Genomic DNA, 15,287 nt, shown 5'->3' on the forward strand with positions numbered 1-15,287 from the left:
TGTGAACGCTCCCGCGGCCATCCGCTGTGACGGCGCCGACGAGTGCAATGCGAACATTGCAAGAACCATCTGCCGCCTCAGCGTTCGCGACTCCAACCGCAGCATCGAAAGAAGGAGCGAAAGCGAGTTTCGGCACCGCCCCCTCGGCCCCGACGCCGGGAACGGCCCCGTGGAGTGCCACCATCATCAATGTTCATCTGCGAACGGTTGCGCCCACAGTCGACGAAGGGGACTCCTGGCTGAAGTTGAGGAGCGGTTGACCGAATCGGCGGATGAGTTGCGGCACCGCAGCACCCACACTGAGGGCGCGGTCTAATCAGTCGGCACGGCTCGCGACATTCCGCAACGGACCGGATGCAACAGGCGAGCATCCCAGCGCTCTCCGCACCGGAACGCAAACAGAATGTCACTTATGCGGACAGGATTAACTAATGTTGAGGATAACGACATTTATCATCCCTAACTAGGGCCAAACCCATTTAAGCTCCATTCGTAGAGAGTCGGCGCCAACGAAGACCGACATCCACACGAAGGAGAGGGTGGGTGAAATGCGCGGAAACGAGTGGGGCTGACATCGGTGCAGGACTTCTGCATCGCTCGGCGATATGGTTGCGAGAACGACAGGCGAGGTAATCCAGGAGTTGCGTGGCCTCTTCACAACGACGCGATGACGGGACCGATCGACGGCTACGGCTGATCGTCGGTCTCCTCGTCGTTGCTGCCACGATCGTTGCGCTCGCCTCCCTGAGACTGACCTTCCCCGCGGCCGATGCTCCGACACCCGACGGAGCAACCCTGGTAACGCTCACCGCCATGATCGCGTTGGGTGCGTTCGTCAAGACGCGCGTACGTGTCCGGTCCACGGTGCACCTGATCAGTTGGAGCGAGGCGGCGATCGTCATCGCGGCCGCCATTGCCCCCATTCCATGGGTGGTGCTCTGCACCTGCATCGGGATCACCATCGCCTCGGCCCGTCTACCACCGATCAAGCTGGCCTTCGGCGTTGGCAAGAACATCCTCGTCGCGGCCGGGGCAGGCATCGCCTTCGCACTGCTCGGTTGGACCTGGCCTGCCATGCAGGCCCCGCAGCTGGTGGGGATCCTGTCGGTCGGGTACCTCCTCGCTGCCTTCCTCGACGAGGTGCTGGCGATCCCCGTTATCGCGCTCGCCTCCGGCACCAAGATCTCGACCCAGTTCCGCAGCAACCTGGATCTTCGCCTGGCCGGCTACGCGGTCCGGTTCGTGGTGGCGGCCCTGACCCTGCTTACCCTCCAGATGGACCCCCGGCTCCTGCTCGCCGTCCCACCCCTGGTCCTGAGCCTGCACCTCGCCTACTCCGCGCGCATCCGAGGCCGCACCGAGCAGCAGGCGTGGCAGCGGCTGGCCCGCACCACCGACGCGCTCAACGTGGTCGACCTGGACAACGTCCTCACCACAGCCGTCACCCAGGCCGCCGAGTTGTTCTCCGCCGACGAGGTCGAGATCGAGCTGCGCGACGGCGGCCGCACCGTACGCGGCGGCACCGGCGGTATCACCTTCGACGGCCCGACCGGCACGCCCACCGACGTGGACGGCACTATCGTCCCCGCGCCGCTGGAAGGCCACGACCGGACGGTCGACGTCGGCATGCTTCGACTGCGCTTCCGCGGCCCGGTGCAGCTCTCCGAGCGGGAGCAGTACACCCTGCGCACCTTCGCCTCCGCGCTCTGCACCGCCGTCCGCAACGCCCAGGCGTACGCCGAACTGGCCCGGGTCGCCGACGAGCACGCGTACGCGGCCTCGCACGACGCGCTGACCGGCCTGGCCAACCGCCGGCACCTCCTCGACGAGGGCACCGAACAGTTGAGCACCCGCCATGCCGACGGGGTGACCGCGCTGGTGCTGATCGACCTCAACCATTTCAAGGAAGTCAACGACACGCTCGGGCATGCCGCCGGCGACCAGGTGCTGGTGCAGGTGGCCGACCGGTTGCGGGGTGCGGCCCAGCCGAGCGACCTGGTGGCCCGCCTCGGCGGCGACGAGTTCGCCGTACTCATGCGCGGTCTGCCGGCCCCGGCGGTCGCCGCGCACCGGGCCGAGACGCTGCTCGCCACCCTGCACGAGCCGTTCGAGTTGGACGGCATGCGAATCAGTGTCGAAGCCAGCGGCGGGATCTCCGGCGCCCCGTCCAACGGCGGAATGGCCGAGTTGCTGCGCCGCGCCGACGTGGCCATGTACCAGGCGAAGCGGGCCGGGCAGCGGATCGCCACGTACGCCCCGACCCGCGACACCGCCGACCTCGGTCGCCTCACCCTGGGCGGTGACCTGCCGCGCGCGGTCGCCGACCACGAGTTCGTCGTCAACTTCCAACCGATCGTCGACCTCGGCACCGGTGAGGTGACCAGCGCTGAGGCGCTGGCCCGCTGGCACCACCCCACCCACGGCCTGATCGACCCGCTGCGGTTCCTGGAGGCGGTGGAACGGTCCGGCCTGCTACCGGCCTTCGCCGAAGCGATCCTCGACCAGGCGCTGATCGCGGCGGTGAGTTGGCGCGACGCCGGCTTCGACATACCGGTCGCTGTCAACGTGTCCCCGCGCAGCCTGCTCGACGCGCGGTTCCCCGGCTCGGTGCTGGCCCGCCTCAGAGCCCACGACCTACCACCCGACCGGCTGGTCCTGGAGTTGACCGAGACGCTGACCCTCAGCCAACTCGACGTGGTCGACCGGGTGCTCAGCCGGCTACGCGACGAGGGAGTCCGGTTGGCGTTGGACGACTTCGGCACCGGCTACTCCTCCCTCTCGCTGCTCTCCCGTATCCCGGTTCACGAGCTGAAGATCGACCGGAGCTTCGTGACGACGATGGAGAGTTCGGCGGAGGCCGCCGCCGTCATCCGCTCCACCCTCGACCTGGGCCGCAGCCTGGACCTGGACGTGGTGGCCGAGGGCGTGGAGAGCGAGCCGCAGCGGCGTGCCCTCTGGGAGTTGGGCTGCGTCGCCGGCCAGGGCCATCTGTTCGCCCGGCCGATGCCGTCCGGCACCCTGCTCGCGGCGATGCAGCGCGGCTCGGGCGGCCGACCGGGCGCCCTCGCCGCGCCGCTGCACGACACCGGGGCGGTGATCCGGTTGAGCCAGAACCGCCGCCAGGCCGGCCGCTCCAGGCCCGACCGCCTGCCACACCTGCCCGCCTGAGCAGGCATCGCCCCGCTGCCCGGGCAGTCCGGTCTGCCAGACTGTCGCGCGTGATCGTCGACGACCCGACCGCCCACCGCAGTCGCTGGCACTGGCGCACGCTCGACAACGCCGCCGGCGGACTCGCCCTCGACCTGGGCCTCTACGCGGTGTCGGCAACCTTCGCCGCGATCACCGCGGTCACGTCCACCCTGCTGCCGCACCGCGCCTGGGGAGCGGTCGCCGCCGTCGGCTACCTGCTGGCAACGCTGACGGTGATCGCCCAACTTCTGCTGCGTCGACGCTCTCCAACCTCCCGGCTGACCGGTCTGCCAGCCCGCTGGGCGGTCACCGGTCTCGCCTGGGCCACCACCACGCTGCTGCCGCTGGCTTGGCAGAGCATCGACCGGGCCGGTGGGCGCACCGACCGGGCCCAGGAGGAGGTGCTGGTCGTGGAGCAGGCCGGCAGCCGCCTCCTGGAACACGGCACGCCCTACCTCGGACCCGACGCCATCGCCGCCCTGCCACCGGGCGAGCAACTGATGGGCTACACCCCGTACCAGCCCGGCATGGCGATGTTCGGCCTGCCCAGGGCGCTGCTCGACACCTGGTGGACCGACTCCCGGGTCTGGTTCGCGGTGGGCACCGCCCTGGCGCTCACCCTGGCCGTGGCCGCCCTGCGCGGAGCACCGGCCACCACGGGCGAGGCCACCGCCGGCCAGGCCACCACCGCCGCGACCCACCGACGGGACGCCGCCCTGCTGCGCGGCGTGCAGGCCGCCACCGTACTGCCGATCTGTGCCCTCACCCTCGCCACCGGCGGCGACGACCTACCCGTACTCGCGCTCTGCCTGCTTGCCCTCGCGTTCGCCGCCGCCGACCGACCCGGCCGGGCCGGCCTCGCGGTCGGACTCGCCGGCGCGCTGAAGCTGTTCGCCTGGCCGGTAGCCCTGGTCCTGATCGTCTGGGGCCTGACCCGACGCGCCGGCACCCGAGTCGCCGTCGGCGCGATCGGACTGCCCATCGCCGCACTACTGCCGGCGCTGCTGGTGGACCGCGACGCGCTCACCGAGAACGTGCTGCGCTTCCCCCTCGGCCACGGGCTGGTCACCAGCCCAGCACAGTCCCCGTTCCCCGGCTACCTGATCGCCAGCGCGCTACCCGCCGGCCGGCTGATCGCCGCCGGGCTGCTGGTCGCCGCCGGATTGGCCATCGCCGTCCGGCTCGCCCGCCGCCCGCCCCGCACCGCCGTCGCCACCGCGCTCATCTGCGGGTACGGGCTGCTCGCCGCCATCGCCCTGATGCCCTCGACCCGCTTCGGCTACCTGCTGTACCCGCTGGCCCTGCTGACCTGGGCTCCCGCCCTACGCCGACCAAGCGACACACCGACCGTCGCGATTGCCGATGAGCGAACCGGTCGGACCACTTCGGCGTAACTTACGAGCGAAACGGCGCGCCAGGGCGTAGACCTGAAGGCATGACCACGTACCTCGACCGGGCCGACGCCGGCCGGGTGCTCTCCGAACGGCTCACCGCACTCATCGGCGAACCGGACGTCGTCGTCCTGGGCCTCGTCCGTGGCGGCGTGCCGGTCGCCCGGGTCGTCGCCGAACGCCTCGGCGCACCACTGGACGTGCTGGTCGTCCGCAAGCTCGGCATGCCGTGGGCCCGGGAGGTCGCCTTCGGCGCACTCGGGCCGGGTGGTGTGCAGGTGCTCAACGACGCGGTGGCCAGCCGACTCAGCAGCGACGACATCGCCGAGGTGCGCCGCCGGGAGCAGGCCGAACTGGAGCGCCGGGAACGGCTCTACCGGGGCGACCGCCCACAGTTGGACCTCACCGGGCGGACGGCCGTGATCGTCGACGACGGCCTCGCCACCGGCGCAACCGCCCGCGTCGCCGTCGAAGTCGTCCGCCAACTCGGGGCACACCGCGTCGTCGTCGCGGTCCCGGTCGGCGCGCAGGAGGCGTACGAACTGCTCGCCGCCGAGGCCGACCAGATCATCTGCGCGCAACGCCCGGCGGATTTCGGCGCGGTCAGCGTCTACTACGACGATTTCCACGAGGTGTCCGACGAAGAAGTCACCGAGGCGCTCACAGCAACTGCATAGAAATACCGGGTACCGTCGGGCGATGAGTAGCCTCACCTGTCCCAAGTGTCACGGAGAAATGCGCCAGTACGAGCGCAGCGGCGTCGTCATCGACCAGTGCGGGGAGTGCCGAGGCATCTTCCTGGACCGCGGCGAGCTGGAGAAGCTGTTCGAGGCGGAGGCCAACTGGAGCCGCCAACAGGCCGGCGGCGCGCCAGGGCAGCCCGCGCAGCAGCCGGCCGGCTACCCGCCCCCGCCGCCCCCGGCGCACCAGCCCGGTTACGGCGCCGTCCCGCCGCCGCCCCCGCCCGCCCACGGCTACCCGCCGCAGCCGGCGTACGGCCACCAGCAGCAACAGCACCACGGCTACCACGGCCACTACCGGCAGAAGAAGCGCAAGGGCTTCCTCGACGACATGTTCGGCTGAGCCGGAGCCGACGTTCCGCCCGGGTCGATCCACGCGTCGGCCCGGGCACACCACCCGGGCCGTTGATCGTTGGCGGGGGCGATGCCTCATGCGAGGCTGAATCGTATGACCCGATCCGACCGGACGAGGCGCTGGCCCAGGCGTACGACGGGATCACCGCGGTGGTCGGTCGCCTGGACGATGCCGGCCTGCAACGAGCCACCCGCTGCCGGGGCTGGGTCATCGCCGACCTGCTCCTGCACGTGCTCGGCGACGCCCAGCGGGCACTCGTCACCCTGGCCAGCCCTGTCGACGGCCCCGCCGACGTCGACGACGTGAGCTACTGGCGTGACTTCCCCGGCGATGATGAGAACGCCACCCGACAAGCCTGGTGGGTCCGCCGATCGGCCGCCGCCTTCGACCGCCCGACCGGCATCGTCGCGCTCTGGCGGGACACCGCGCCGGCGGCGGTCCGCGCCGCCACGTCAGCCGACCCCGAGGGGTACGTGACCACCCAGGGACACGTGCTGCGCGTACCCGATTTCCTCGCCACCCTGACCACCGAGGCCGCCGTCCACCACCTCGACCTGACGCTGGAACTGCCCGACGCGCCGCCGCCCGGCCCACTGGCGGTACGCGTCGCCGTAGCGACCATGGACGGCCTGCTCAGTGACGACACCGTTCGACCCGGCGCGTGGGACGACCACGACTTCCTGCTGAAGGCCACCGGGGGCGTTCCGCTGACCGACCGGGACCGACTGGAACTGGGTGAGTCGGCGGGCTGGTTCCCACTGCTCGGCTGACCGACGACGGGTCGCCGCGCCGGTCAGCCGATGGCCATGTCGACGAAGCGGGACAGGTGCAGCTGGGCCGCGACGGTCACCGTGTCGGTGGGTCCATTTCGATGTTTGGCAACAATAAAATCCGCCTCCCCGGCTCGCGGCGACTCCTTGTCGTAGTAGTCGTCGCGGTGCAGAAGGATGACAACGTCAGCATCTTGCTCAATTGAGCCAGACTCACGCAAGTCGGACAATTGGGGTCGCTTGTCGGTGCGCTGCTCGGGGCCACGGTTCAGCTGACTGACCGCGATCACCGGGCACTCGACCTCCTTGGCCAACAGCTTGAGGCCACGGGACAGGTCAGCGACCTCCTGCTGGCGACTCTCGGTGCGCTTCGGTGAGGTCATCAGCTGGAGATAGTCGACCACGATCATCTTGAGGTCGTGCCGCTGCTTGAGCCGCCGAGCCTTGGCCCGGATCTCCATCAGGTTCATGCTCGGCGTGTCGTCGACGAAGAGCGGCGCCTCGCTGATCTCACCCATGCACCGGGCCAGCTTGGTCCAGTCGTCGTCGGAGAGCTGACCGCTGCGCAGCACGTGCAGCGGCACCCGCGCCTCAGCGGAGAGCAGCCGCATGACGATCTCGACCTTGCTCATTTCCAGCGAGAAGATGGCAGCCGCCTGGTTGGCGCGAATAGCAGCATTTCGGGCAAAGTCCATACTCGCGGTCGATTTGCCCAAACCCGGCCTTCCGGCCACGATGATCAACTGTCCGGCGTGCAGGCCGTTGAGCAGTCGGTCCAGGTCGCTGAAGCCGGTCGGAACGCCGGTCATCATGCCGCCGGTCGCGCCCACCGCCTCGATCTCGTCCAGCGTCGGCTGCAACATGTCGGCCAGGATCGCGAAGTCCTCGCTGACCCGCCGTTCGGTGACGTCGTAGACCGCCTGCTGGGCGAGGTCGACGACGTCGTCCACGTCGCGGCTGCCCCCGCTGGCGGTGCCGTAGCCCAGTTGCACGATCTTCGTGCCGGCCTCGACCAGTCGGCGTAGCACCGCCCGCTCGCTGACGATGCGGGCGTAGTACGCCGCGTTGGCGGCGGTGGGCACGCTGGCGATGAGTGTGTGCAGGTACGGCGCGCCACCGATGCGTACCAGATCCCCGGAGTCGGCGAGCGCCGCCGCGACAGTGATCGAGTCGGCCGGCTCACCCCGGCCGTAGATGTCGAGGATGATGTCGAAGATGGTGGCGTGCACCGGCCGGTAGAAGTCGTTGGTCTTGAGGATCTCGACGACGTCGGCGATGGCGTCCTTGGAGAGCAGCATGCCGCCGAGGACGCACTGCTCGGCCGCGACGTCCTGGGGCGGGGTCTTGTCGAACTGGCCATCCCGCTGTGCGGGTGACTGGCCTCCGCCCGAGCGTGGCTCTGCCCGCATGTCGTCGGTTACCGACACGGGTCCCCCCTCCACTGCGCCGGATCCAACCCCAGCTCTACCGCTGGGGTATGACACTTCTCCTCCGACCGGGCCGGTCGATCGGGGGCCATCGCCGGCGGTCGAGGGCCAACCATACGGACCCCGAGGTCAGAGACTCAACAACGCCGGTGGACGAGCCTCGGGACAACCTGTGGATCCCGGTGGACAGCATGTGCGCAGCGTGTGCACAGCCTGTGGATAACCATTGGGGAATTCTCGGCCATAAGTCTTTGACCTGGGAGAACATGCTCCCCAGCCTGTGGAGGAGAATATTTCGGTCGGGCCTGTGACACGATCGTCCCGTACTATCTCCAGCGAACGGCTACACCTGGACAGCGGATTCCGCTTTCGGTTCAGAAGGGTCACACTCCGGCCGTGAATTACCGGGACTGGGGACGCGGCGATGGCAGCCCGCGCGAGCGCCAGCCAACCGCCTCGTGGGGTGAGCGCGCGGCGTCTGTTCCGGTTGATCCGTACGACGAGGACGGGCGCTACCGCACCTCCAGCCGGCGGCGCGCGTTGGACCGCGGCCAGGACGAGCCTGTCGACGCCTACCTGCCCCGGTGGGCGCTGGAGTCAGGGGTCCGGCACGCGGACGGCGGTGGTCGCCACGCGGCACCGGACGACGATGAGGACGAGCCCGAGCGGCCGATCTCCGGGGCAGGCCGACGGTCCGCCGAGTCGTCGAGTGGTCGGCGGCGGGGCAGCGAGCCGCGTCGACGGGAGCAGGCAGCGATCGGCCCGGCGCCAGACTCGGACCACACCCGGGAGTGGACGCTCGACCGGCCGCAGGACCAGGGGTACGCCGGCCGCCGACGGGCCAACGCCGGGGAGGACGAGCCGGTCTCCGGCACCGTCTCGGACCGGCGTCCCCGCCGCGCGCCCGCCGGCCGTCCACAGGTGATCTGGTCGGGCGGTGAGCCGGAGTCCACCCCGAGCGAGCAGGTGCCGGAACAGGAGCCGAGCCGTCCGAGCCGGCGTAGCCGCCGTGCGGCGGAGGAGTCCTGGTCCCGTCCGGCGGCCGACCCGTGGGCCCGTGGATCGGACCGGGCGGCGGAGCCCGAACCGTCGTACCCGCCTGCCGTGGACCCGTGGGACGCCTCGGGCGTGCACGCGTGGCCGCCGGTGGCCGGCGCGGACGGCGGGGACCTGAGCGGGCAGTGGTCGGCGGTGGAGAGCGTCGGTGGCTGGGAACGGTCGGACCGCACCGGCCAGTGGGAGCGGTCCGCGATCGAGGACGAACAGTGGGACCGTACGCTGGCGCCGCGCTCCGATCGCTCGGTGGCGGCCGAGGGGTGGCCAAGCCGGGAAGACGGGTTCTGGTCCGGCACCAGGTTGGCCGATGACGACCCGCGTTGGATGGATCCGACGACGTCGGCGCCCCGGTCTCCGGTGGTGGGATACACCGCCCCACGGCCGCGCAGCGCGCCCGCGCCGCGTACGGGTGCGGCGCGTCCGGGTACGCCCCGGCGTCGGGCGGACCGGCCGGCGGTGGGAACGGCGTCGGTGCGTCGGCGGGTCGAGTCGGCGGCCACTGGCGCCTGGGCGCGGCGTCTGGAGGACGACCTGCTGGACCCGGATCCGGGTGGGTCCGTCCGGCCTCTGCTGTACACGGCGGCCTGTTACCTGGTGCCGGCGATGCTGATCTTCGTTTGGCTGTTGACGTTGGACAGCCAGGCGCCGGCTGGTTGTGTGACCGACATCAGCGGGGGCGGGTGTGAGTCCGCCCGGTCCCGGGCACTGGAGTCACTGCTGGCCGGTTCGCCGCGCTTCGGTCTGGCGCTGGTGAGCAGCTTGGTGGTGGCGGCGCTGCTGCGGCGGGTGGGTACGACGTGGCGCTCGGCGACCATCGCGGTTGCCGCCGCGGTGGTGGGCGGCGGCCTCTCCACGGTGCTGATCAGCGCGGTGACGGGCCAGCCCATCGGGTGACCCGTCGGCGGGCCGGCTCGGACGGGCGTCGGGTCGGGGCGCGCGCTGGGCGGGAAGGCAGGTCGGGGCCCGCTGGGCGGCGGGGCATGCCGGCGGCGACCATCTTGGCCGGGGGCATTGTCGGGTCGGACGACGTACGCACGAGGGCCCGCACCGATCGCTCGGTGCGGGCCCTCGTGGTGGTGTTGCGGACGTCAGCCCTGAACGACGTTCAGGTTGAACGACGCGGTCACCTCAGGGTGCAGCTTGATCTTCACCGGGTAGGCGCCGATCGACTTGATGTGACCGGGCACCTCCAGCCGGCGACGATCGAGGACCGGGCCGCTGGCGGCCTTGACGGCGTCGACGATCTCGGCCGGGGTGACCGAGCCGAAGAGCCGTCCACCGTCGCCGGCGCGGACCTTCAGGTTGACCTTGAGACCCTCGAGCTGAGCCTTGACCTCGTTGGCGTGGTCGAGGTCGCGGATCTCGCGGGCCCCACGGGCCCGCTTGATGACCGTGACCTGCTTTTCCGCGCCCTTGGTCCAGACGATCGCGAAGCCCTGCGGCAGCAGGTAGTTACGGCCGTAGCCGTTCTTGACCTCGACGATGTCGCCCGGGGCACCGAGGCCGGACACTTCCTGAGTCAGGATGATCTTCATATCGGTGCCTCCTCTCAGCGGGTGGTGGCCGTGTATGGCAGGAGCGCCATCTCACGGGCGTTCTTGACCGCACGGGCGATCTGCCGCTGCTGCTGCGAGGTCACGCCGGTCACCCGACGAGCGCGGATCTTGCCGCGATCGGAGATGAACTTGCGCAGCAGCGCGGTGTCCTTGTAATCGATGTAGGCGATCCCGTCCTTGTCGAGCGGGTTCACCTTCTTCTTGGGCTTGCGCAGTGCCGCAGCCTTGGCCGTTGCACGTGCTCCTGGTTTGCGATCGCGAGCGCTAGGCGCCATTAGAACGGTGGCTCCTCGTCAAAATTGGCGCCCGAACCGGCACGCGCGGGAGAAGGAGCAGCCGAAGCCCAGGGGTCGTCGAAGTTGCCTCCGCCGCCACCCTGGTTGCCACCGCCACCGCCGCCACCGAAGCCGCCGCCGCCACCGCCACCGCCGGAGCGGGACATCTTCTGCACCTTCGCCGTGGCGTAGCGCAGCGACGGGCCGATCTCGTCGACCTCAAGCTCGATGACAGTGCGCTTCTCACCCTCGCGGGTCTCGTACGACCGCTGACGCAGCCGGCCCGACACGATCACCCGAGCGCCACGCTGCAGCGACTCGGCGACGTGCTCGGCGGCCTGCCGCCACACGGTGCATGCGAGGAACAGCGGCTCGCCGTCCTTCCATTCGTTCGACGCCTTGTCCATGAAACGGGGCGTCGAAGCGACTCGGAACTTGGCGACCGCAGCCCCGGAGGGGGTGAACCGCAACTCGGGGTCATCGGTCAGATTGCCGATGACCGTGATGGTGGTGTCTCCTGCCATGACCATCTCCTCGCGCACTCAGCGTCTCGTCGTACAGGCTCGCAGAGCCGTACGACAGAGTCGCGGAGGCTGATCCGGACGAACCGGGGTTGGATGCTCTAGCGCATTTCCGGTCGGATGACCTTGGTGCGCAGCACGGACTCGTTGAGCCGGAGCTGACGGTCCAGCTCGGCCACCGCAGCAGGCGTGGCCTGCAGGTCGATGACGGCGTAGATGCCTTCGGCCTTTTTGTTGATCTCGTACGCGAGGCGCCGACGGCCCCACACGTCGGTCTTCTCAACCGAGCCACCCGCGGTCCGAATCACGTTCAGGTACGTGTCGAGCGACGGTGCGACGGTGCGCTCCTCGAGGCTGGAGTCGAGGATGACCATTAGTTCGTAGTGACGCAAGACGTGCTCACCTCCTGTGGGCTAAGCGGCCACGGTCCTTCCGTGGCAGGAGGTCTTGTGTCGCTGCCCGCACGCGCCGAGGGAACCCGGCCGGACGCGGACAACCTGACCAGGATACCCGGTCTCAACGATCATGCCCGGGGTGGTCGGCTCCGGACCCGGACGAGCCGACGAGGGCCCACCGTCCGACCGTCAATCGGTCGGTGGTGGGCCCTCGTCTACGAGGCCGCGGGGCGTCCGGTCCGCATTCCTTGGGTGGGACCTGGGGAGGAACGACCACACCGATGAGGTTGGACCGAAGACGCCCCGCGGAGCTTTATCGTGTTGTTATCTGACGATACAACAGCACTCGTACCTTGTCGGGGGGAAAAGCACAATTTCCGAGATTCGTCGTCGCTCGGTACCCGTTGTGCGGTGGGGTCGCCCCCGCTGCGCCGGGCCGCGCCGCGGGGGTGACCTCGCTGTCCGCCGTCGACCGCCGGTCGCCGTGTGCGCAACGCTCGCGCCGCTGGCGGCACCGGGATGCTGATCGCCGGTTCAAACCCATCAACGATCGTCGGTCCCTCAGGTGACGCGACACCGCGCCGGCCGTCGCCGCGCCGGTCGGGGGCGCGACGTAGGCTCGCTCGCATGCGTATCGGAGCCCACGTCGACTCGACCGACCCGCTGGCGGAGGCGGCCGCCCGGTCCGCCGAGACCGTGCAGTTCTTCCTCGCCGACCCACAGGGTTGGAAGGCGCCCAAGCCTCGCGAAGATGCCGAGCGGCTGCGCGCCGCCGAGGTCGACCTCTACGTGCACGCGCCGTACGTCATCAACGTGGCCACGCTCAACAACCGCATCCGGATCCCGAGCCGCAAGCTGCTGCTCGGGCACGCCAACGCGGCCGCCGCCATCGGCGCCAAGGGCCTGATCGTTCACGGTGGGCACGTCAACGCCGGCGACGACCTGGCCGTCGGCTTCGACAACTGGCGCAAGACCTTCGCGTACGCGGCGGACTCCGGCGGCTTCGGCGTACCGGTCCTGATCGAGAACACCGCCGGCGGCGACAACTCCTGCGCCCGACGGCTGGACGCGCTCGCCCGACTCTGGGACGCCATCGGTGACTACGAGGTCGGCTTCTGCCTGGACACCTGCCACGCGTACGCGGGCGGCGAGGAGCTGCTCGGCCTGGTCGACCGGGTCAAGGCGATCACCGGGCGGATCGACCTGGTGCACGCCAACAACTCCAAGGGCGCGTTCAACTCCGGCCAGGACCGACACGACAACCTGGGCGGCGGGACGATCGACCCGGAGCTGGTGGTGGCGGTGATCCGGGCGGCCGGCGCGCCGGTGGTCGTCGAGACACCGGGCGGTGTGACCGGTCAGGCGGCCGACATCGACTTCCTGCGTGAGCAGCTCGGAGCGGAGAGCCTGGCGGCATGACGAGCGGACAGCCCGGGACCGGCAAAGCCCGGCCCACCCCCACCGGCGCGACCGCCGAGAGTCAACCCGCCACCACAGCCGCGGCCGGCACCCCCACCCAGCAGAACGCCGCGGCCAAGCAGGATGCCGCCGAGGGCGGCACCGCGGCCAGCGACAGCACCGCCAAGGGCACCGACGCATCCAAGGACAGCGGCACGGCCAAGCACAGCGGCACGGTGGGTGGCGCGACCAAGGACAGCGGTGCGACCAAGGACGCGACCAAGGACAGCGGGGCAGCCAAGGACGACGACGCGGCCAAGGGCGCGAAGGTGGACGGCGCCGACGGCACGGACAAGGCCGGCAGCGAGGCGAAGCCGGACGACCCGGAGCGTTGGGAGGCGTTCGCCTCCGCGCCGGAGCCACGGCCCTCCATCTTCAGTCGGGCGGGCCGGGCGGTCGGGCGGTTCCTGATCCACGAGTGGACCCTGGCCGCCCTCGGCGCGTTGGCACTGGCCGTGTTGATGACCTGGCCGACGCTGCGCTATCCGCGCTACACCCTTCCGCAGGACTACTGGGATCCGAGCCTGCAAGCCTGGCAGATGGCCTGGTCCGGGCACATCCTGCTGGCCGAGCCGGCGCGGCTGTGGCAGTCCAACACGTTCTTCCCCGAGCTGTGGAGCTTCGCGTTCTCCGACACGCTGCTCGGGTACGCCCCGGCCGGGATGCTCGGCAGCGGTCCCGAGGACGCCGTGCTGCGCTACAACATCATGTTCGTGCTGGCGCACGCGCTCGCCACGCTCGGGGCGTACGCGCTGGCCCGACAGCTCGGGGCCGGCCGGATCGGTGCGGCCGTCGCGGGCGTGAGCTACACCTACGCGCCGTGGCTGCTGGCCCAGGCCGGGCACCTGCATGTGCTCTCCAACGGTGGCATTCCGCTGGCGTTGGCGATGTTGGCGCGCGGGCACGGGTGGTCTCTCCGACACGGCTACCGGCCGGAGCGCCGGCATGACGGGTGGGTCTACGCCGGTTGGCTGGTGGCGGCCTGGCAACTCAGCCTCGGCTTCGGCATCGGGCTGCCCTTCGCGTACTTCCTGGCCGGCGCGGTGCTGGTCGCTGCCGTCCTGTTCTTCGCGCGGCGGCTGCGCACCGGGCAGGCCGTTCCGTTCGGTCGCCGGTTGTTCGCCGCCGACGTGCTCGGCGGGCTGTTGTTCGCCGGTGTCGGTCTGCTGATGGCGTTCCCGTTCTTCAAGGTGACCGAGCTGCACCCGTACGCCGAGCGCACCATCGGTGACATCAGCCTCTTCTCGCCGCCGGCGTCGGGCTTCGTGACGGCGCCCGGGGAGTCGCGGATCTGGGGTGGGCTGCACGAGGGTGCCCGGGCAGCGCTGCCGTGGCACCCGGAGATGACCCTGCTGCCGGGCTTCGTGCTCTACGCGCTCGCCGCGGGCGGGTTGTTCTTCTCGGCGTGGCGGCTGCGGCACCGACTGCTGCTGCTCGCTGGGGTGCTGGTGACGATGGCCTTCGCCATGGGCACCCGTTTCTTCGACGGCACCTTCACCTACGTGCCCTTCTTCGAGCACCTGCCGGGCTGGAGCGGCCTGCGTACCCCCGGGCGGTTGATGCTCTGGACCACGTTGTTGCTCGGCCTGCTCGCGGCGGGCGCGGTCACCGCCCTCACCGACCGGGTCCGCGAGTTGACCGCGCAGCGGATTCCGTCGTGGCCGGGGCCGTGGCTGCGGATGGCCACCCTGCTGCCGTTGCTGCTGGTCACCGTCGAGGGCCTGAACACCACCCCACACCCGGTGGTGCCGACCCAACCGGCGGCGATGCGGTCGGCGGAGGGTCCGCTGCTGGTGCTGCCCAGCAATCAGAGCCTGGACCAGCACGTGATGCTCTGGTCGACCAGCGGATTCCCCGATGTGGTCAACGGCGGTAGCGGCTTCACGCCGCGCCAGCTCGACGACGTCCGTCGGGTGAGCCAGTCGTTCCCGGACCAGACGAGCGTCGACTACCTGCGTACGCTCGGCGTCCGCACCGTGGTGCTGCTGCGCGGCCAGGTGGCCGGCACACCGTGGGAGATCAACATCGACGCGCCGGTCGAGTCGCTCGGCATCAGCCGGCAGGAGGTCGGCGACGCTGTCGTCTATCGCCTGTGAAGCTTTAGGGCGGGTTTTCGGGGGAGCCCACCCGGCTCCGGGCGGTCAGGCTTGATCC

Annotated in this window: 13 protein-coding genes; 8 read left to right on the forward strand and 5 right to left on the reverse strand. The window is 70.3% G+C overall.

Annotation, left to right across the window (positions count from 1 at the left end; genetic code table 11):
- Window positions 1–645 precede the first annotated feature (645 nt).
- The 5 genes from KBX08_RS08205 (at window position 646) to KBX08_RS08225 (ending at window position 6,445) form a co-directional block, all read left to right on the forward strand.
- On the forward strand, window positions 646–3,168 hold the full coding sequence (locus KBX08_RS08205) for a bifunctional diguanylate cyclase/phosphodiesterase (protein ID WP_210782046.1): 2,523 nt from the start codon (window positions 646–648) through the stop codon (window positions 3,166–3,168).
- A gap of 50 nt (window positions 3,169–3,218) precedes the next feature.
- A complete protein-coding gene (locus KBX08_RS08210) occupies window positions 3,219–4,583 on the forward strand; it encodes a glycosyltransferase family 87 protein (RefSeq protein WP_210782048.1) in 1,365 nt (454 codons plus the stop codon).
- 41 nt (window positions 4,584–4,624) lie between these two features.
- Entirely contained in the window at window positions 4,625–5,257 is a 633-nt protein-coding gene (locus KBX08_RS08215) for a phosphoribosyltransferase (protein WP_210782050.1), read from the forward strand.
- A 22-nt stretch (window positions 5,258–5,279) separates the two neighbouring features.
- A complete protein-coding gene (locus KBX08_RS08220; protein WP_210782052.1) occupies window positions 5,280–5,663 on the forward strand; it encodes a zf-TFIIB domain-containing protein in 384 nt (127 codons plus the stop codon).
- Between the two features lie 62 nt (window positions 5,664–5,725).
- Complete coding sequence (locus tag KBX08_RS08225) at window positions 5,726–6,445, forward strand: maleylpyruvate isomerase N-terminal domain-containing protein (protein WP_247669073.1); 720 nt, start codon at window positions 5,726–5,728, stop codon at window positions 6,443–6,445.
- 23 nt (window positions 6,446–6,468) lie between these two features.
- Here the strand turns inward: KBX08_RS08225 and dnaB are convergent, their stop codons facing one another.
- Complete coding sequence (gene dnaB, locus KBX08_RS08230) at window positions 6,469–7,872, reverse strand: replicative DNA helicase (RefSeq protein WP_210782054.1); 1,404 nt, start codon at window positions 7,870–7,872, stop codon at window positions 6,469–6,471.
- A 396-nt stretch (window positions 7,873–8,268) separates the two neighbouring features.
- Here dnaB and KBX08_RS08235 point away from each other — a divergent pair, with 396 nt between their 5' ends.
- Window positions 8,269–9,822 carry a hypothetical protein gene (locus tag KBX08_RS08235; protein ID WP_210782056.1) on the forward strand — a complete coding sequence of 518 codons (1,554 nt, stop codon included), beginning with the start codon at window positions 8,269–8,271 and terminating at the stop codon, window positions 9,820–9,822.
- 194 nt (window positions 9,823–10,016) lie between these two features.
- On the opposite strand, the gene rplI is transcribed toward KBX08_RS08235, so the two are convergent.
- From rplI to rpsF, 4 genes are all read right to left on the reverse strand, one after another.
- Window positions 10,017–10,463, reverse strand: a complete 447-nt coding sequence (gene rplI, locus KBX08_RS08240) for a 50S ribosomal protein L9 (RefSeq protein ID WP_030487689.1) — start codon at window positions 10,461–10,463, stop codon at window positions 10,017–10,019.
- Between the two features lie 14 nt (window positions 10,464–10,477).
- Window positions 10,478–10,759: a 30S ribosomal protein S18 gene (gene rpsR, locus KBX08_RS08245; protein ID WP_051723758.1), complete on the reverse strand. Its 282-nt coding sequence runs from the start codon at window positions 10,757–10,759 to the stop codon at window positions 10,478–10,480.
- A complete protein-coding gene (locus tag KBX08_RS08250) occupies window positions 10,759–11,301 on the reverse strand; it encodes a single-stranded DNA-binding protein (RefSeq protein WP_210782058.1) in 543 nt (180 codons plus the stop codon). Before KBX08_RS08250 ends, rpsR begins: the two co-directional genes overlap by 1 nt.
- Before the next feature lie 80 nt (window positions 11,302–11,381).
- The gene (gene rpsF / locus KBX08_RS08255; RefSeq protein WP_036391391.1) at window positions 11,382–11,672 is read right to left on the reverse strand and encodes a 30S ribosomal protein S6; all 291 of its coding nucleotides are present in this window, start codon (window positions 11,670–11,672) and stop codon (window positions 11,382–11,384) included.
- Between the two features lie 630 nt (window positions 11,673–12,302).
- On the opposite strand from rpsF, the gene KBX08_RS08260 reads away from it, so the two are divergent.
- Both KBX08_RS08260 and KBX08_RS08265 read left to right on the forward strand, forming a co-directional pair.
- Entirely contained in the window at window positions 12,303–13,094 is a 792-nt protein-coding gene (locus tag KBX08_RS08260) for a deoxyribonuclease IV (RefSeq protein WP_210782060.1), read from the forward strand.
- Window positions 13,091–15,229, forward strand: coding sequence for a hypothetical protein (locus KBX08_RS08265; protein WP_210782062.1), 2,139 nt, complete (start codon window positions 13,091–13,093; stop codon window positions 15,227–15,229). Before KBX08_RS08260 ends, KBX08_RS08265 begins: the two co-directional genes overlap by 4 nt.
- Window positions 15,230–15,287 lie beyond the last annotated feature (58 nt).

It is taken from the genome of Micromonospora sp. H61 (assembly GCF_018070325.1).
In the GTDB taxonomy this organism is placed as follows: domain Bacteria; phylum Actinomycetota; class Actinomycetes; order Mycobacteriales; family Micromonosporaceae; genus Micromonospora; species Micromonospora salmantinae.

Excerpts from the sequence above, each read along its gene's own strand:
- KBX08_RS08215 (WP_210782050.1), top strand. The coding sequence starts at position 4,625 with ATGACCACGTACCTCGACCGGGCCGACGCCGGCCGGGTGCTCTCCGAA.
- rpsR (WP_051723758.1), bottom strand. The coding sequence starts at position 10,759 with ATGGCGCCTAGCGCTCGCGATCGCAAACCAGGAGCACGTGCAACGGCC.
- rplI (WP_030487689.1), bottom strand. The coding sequence starts at position 10,463 with ATGAAGATCATCCTGACTCAGGAAGTGTCCGGCCTCGGTGCCCCGGGC.
- KBX08_RS08265 (WP_210782062.1), top strand. The coding sequence starts at position 13,091 with ATGACGAGCGGACAGCCCGGGACCGGCAAAGCCCGGCCCACCCCCACC.
- KBX08_RS08260 (WP_210782060.1), top strand. The coding sequence starts at position 12,303 with ATGCGTATCGGAGCCCACGTCGACTCGACCGACCCGCTGGCGGAGGCG.
- KBX08_RS08220 (WP_210782052.1), top strand. The coding sequence starts at position 5,280 with ATGAGTAGCCTCACCTGTCCCAAGTGTCACGGAGAAATGCGCCAGTAC.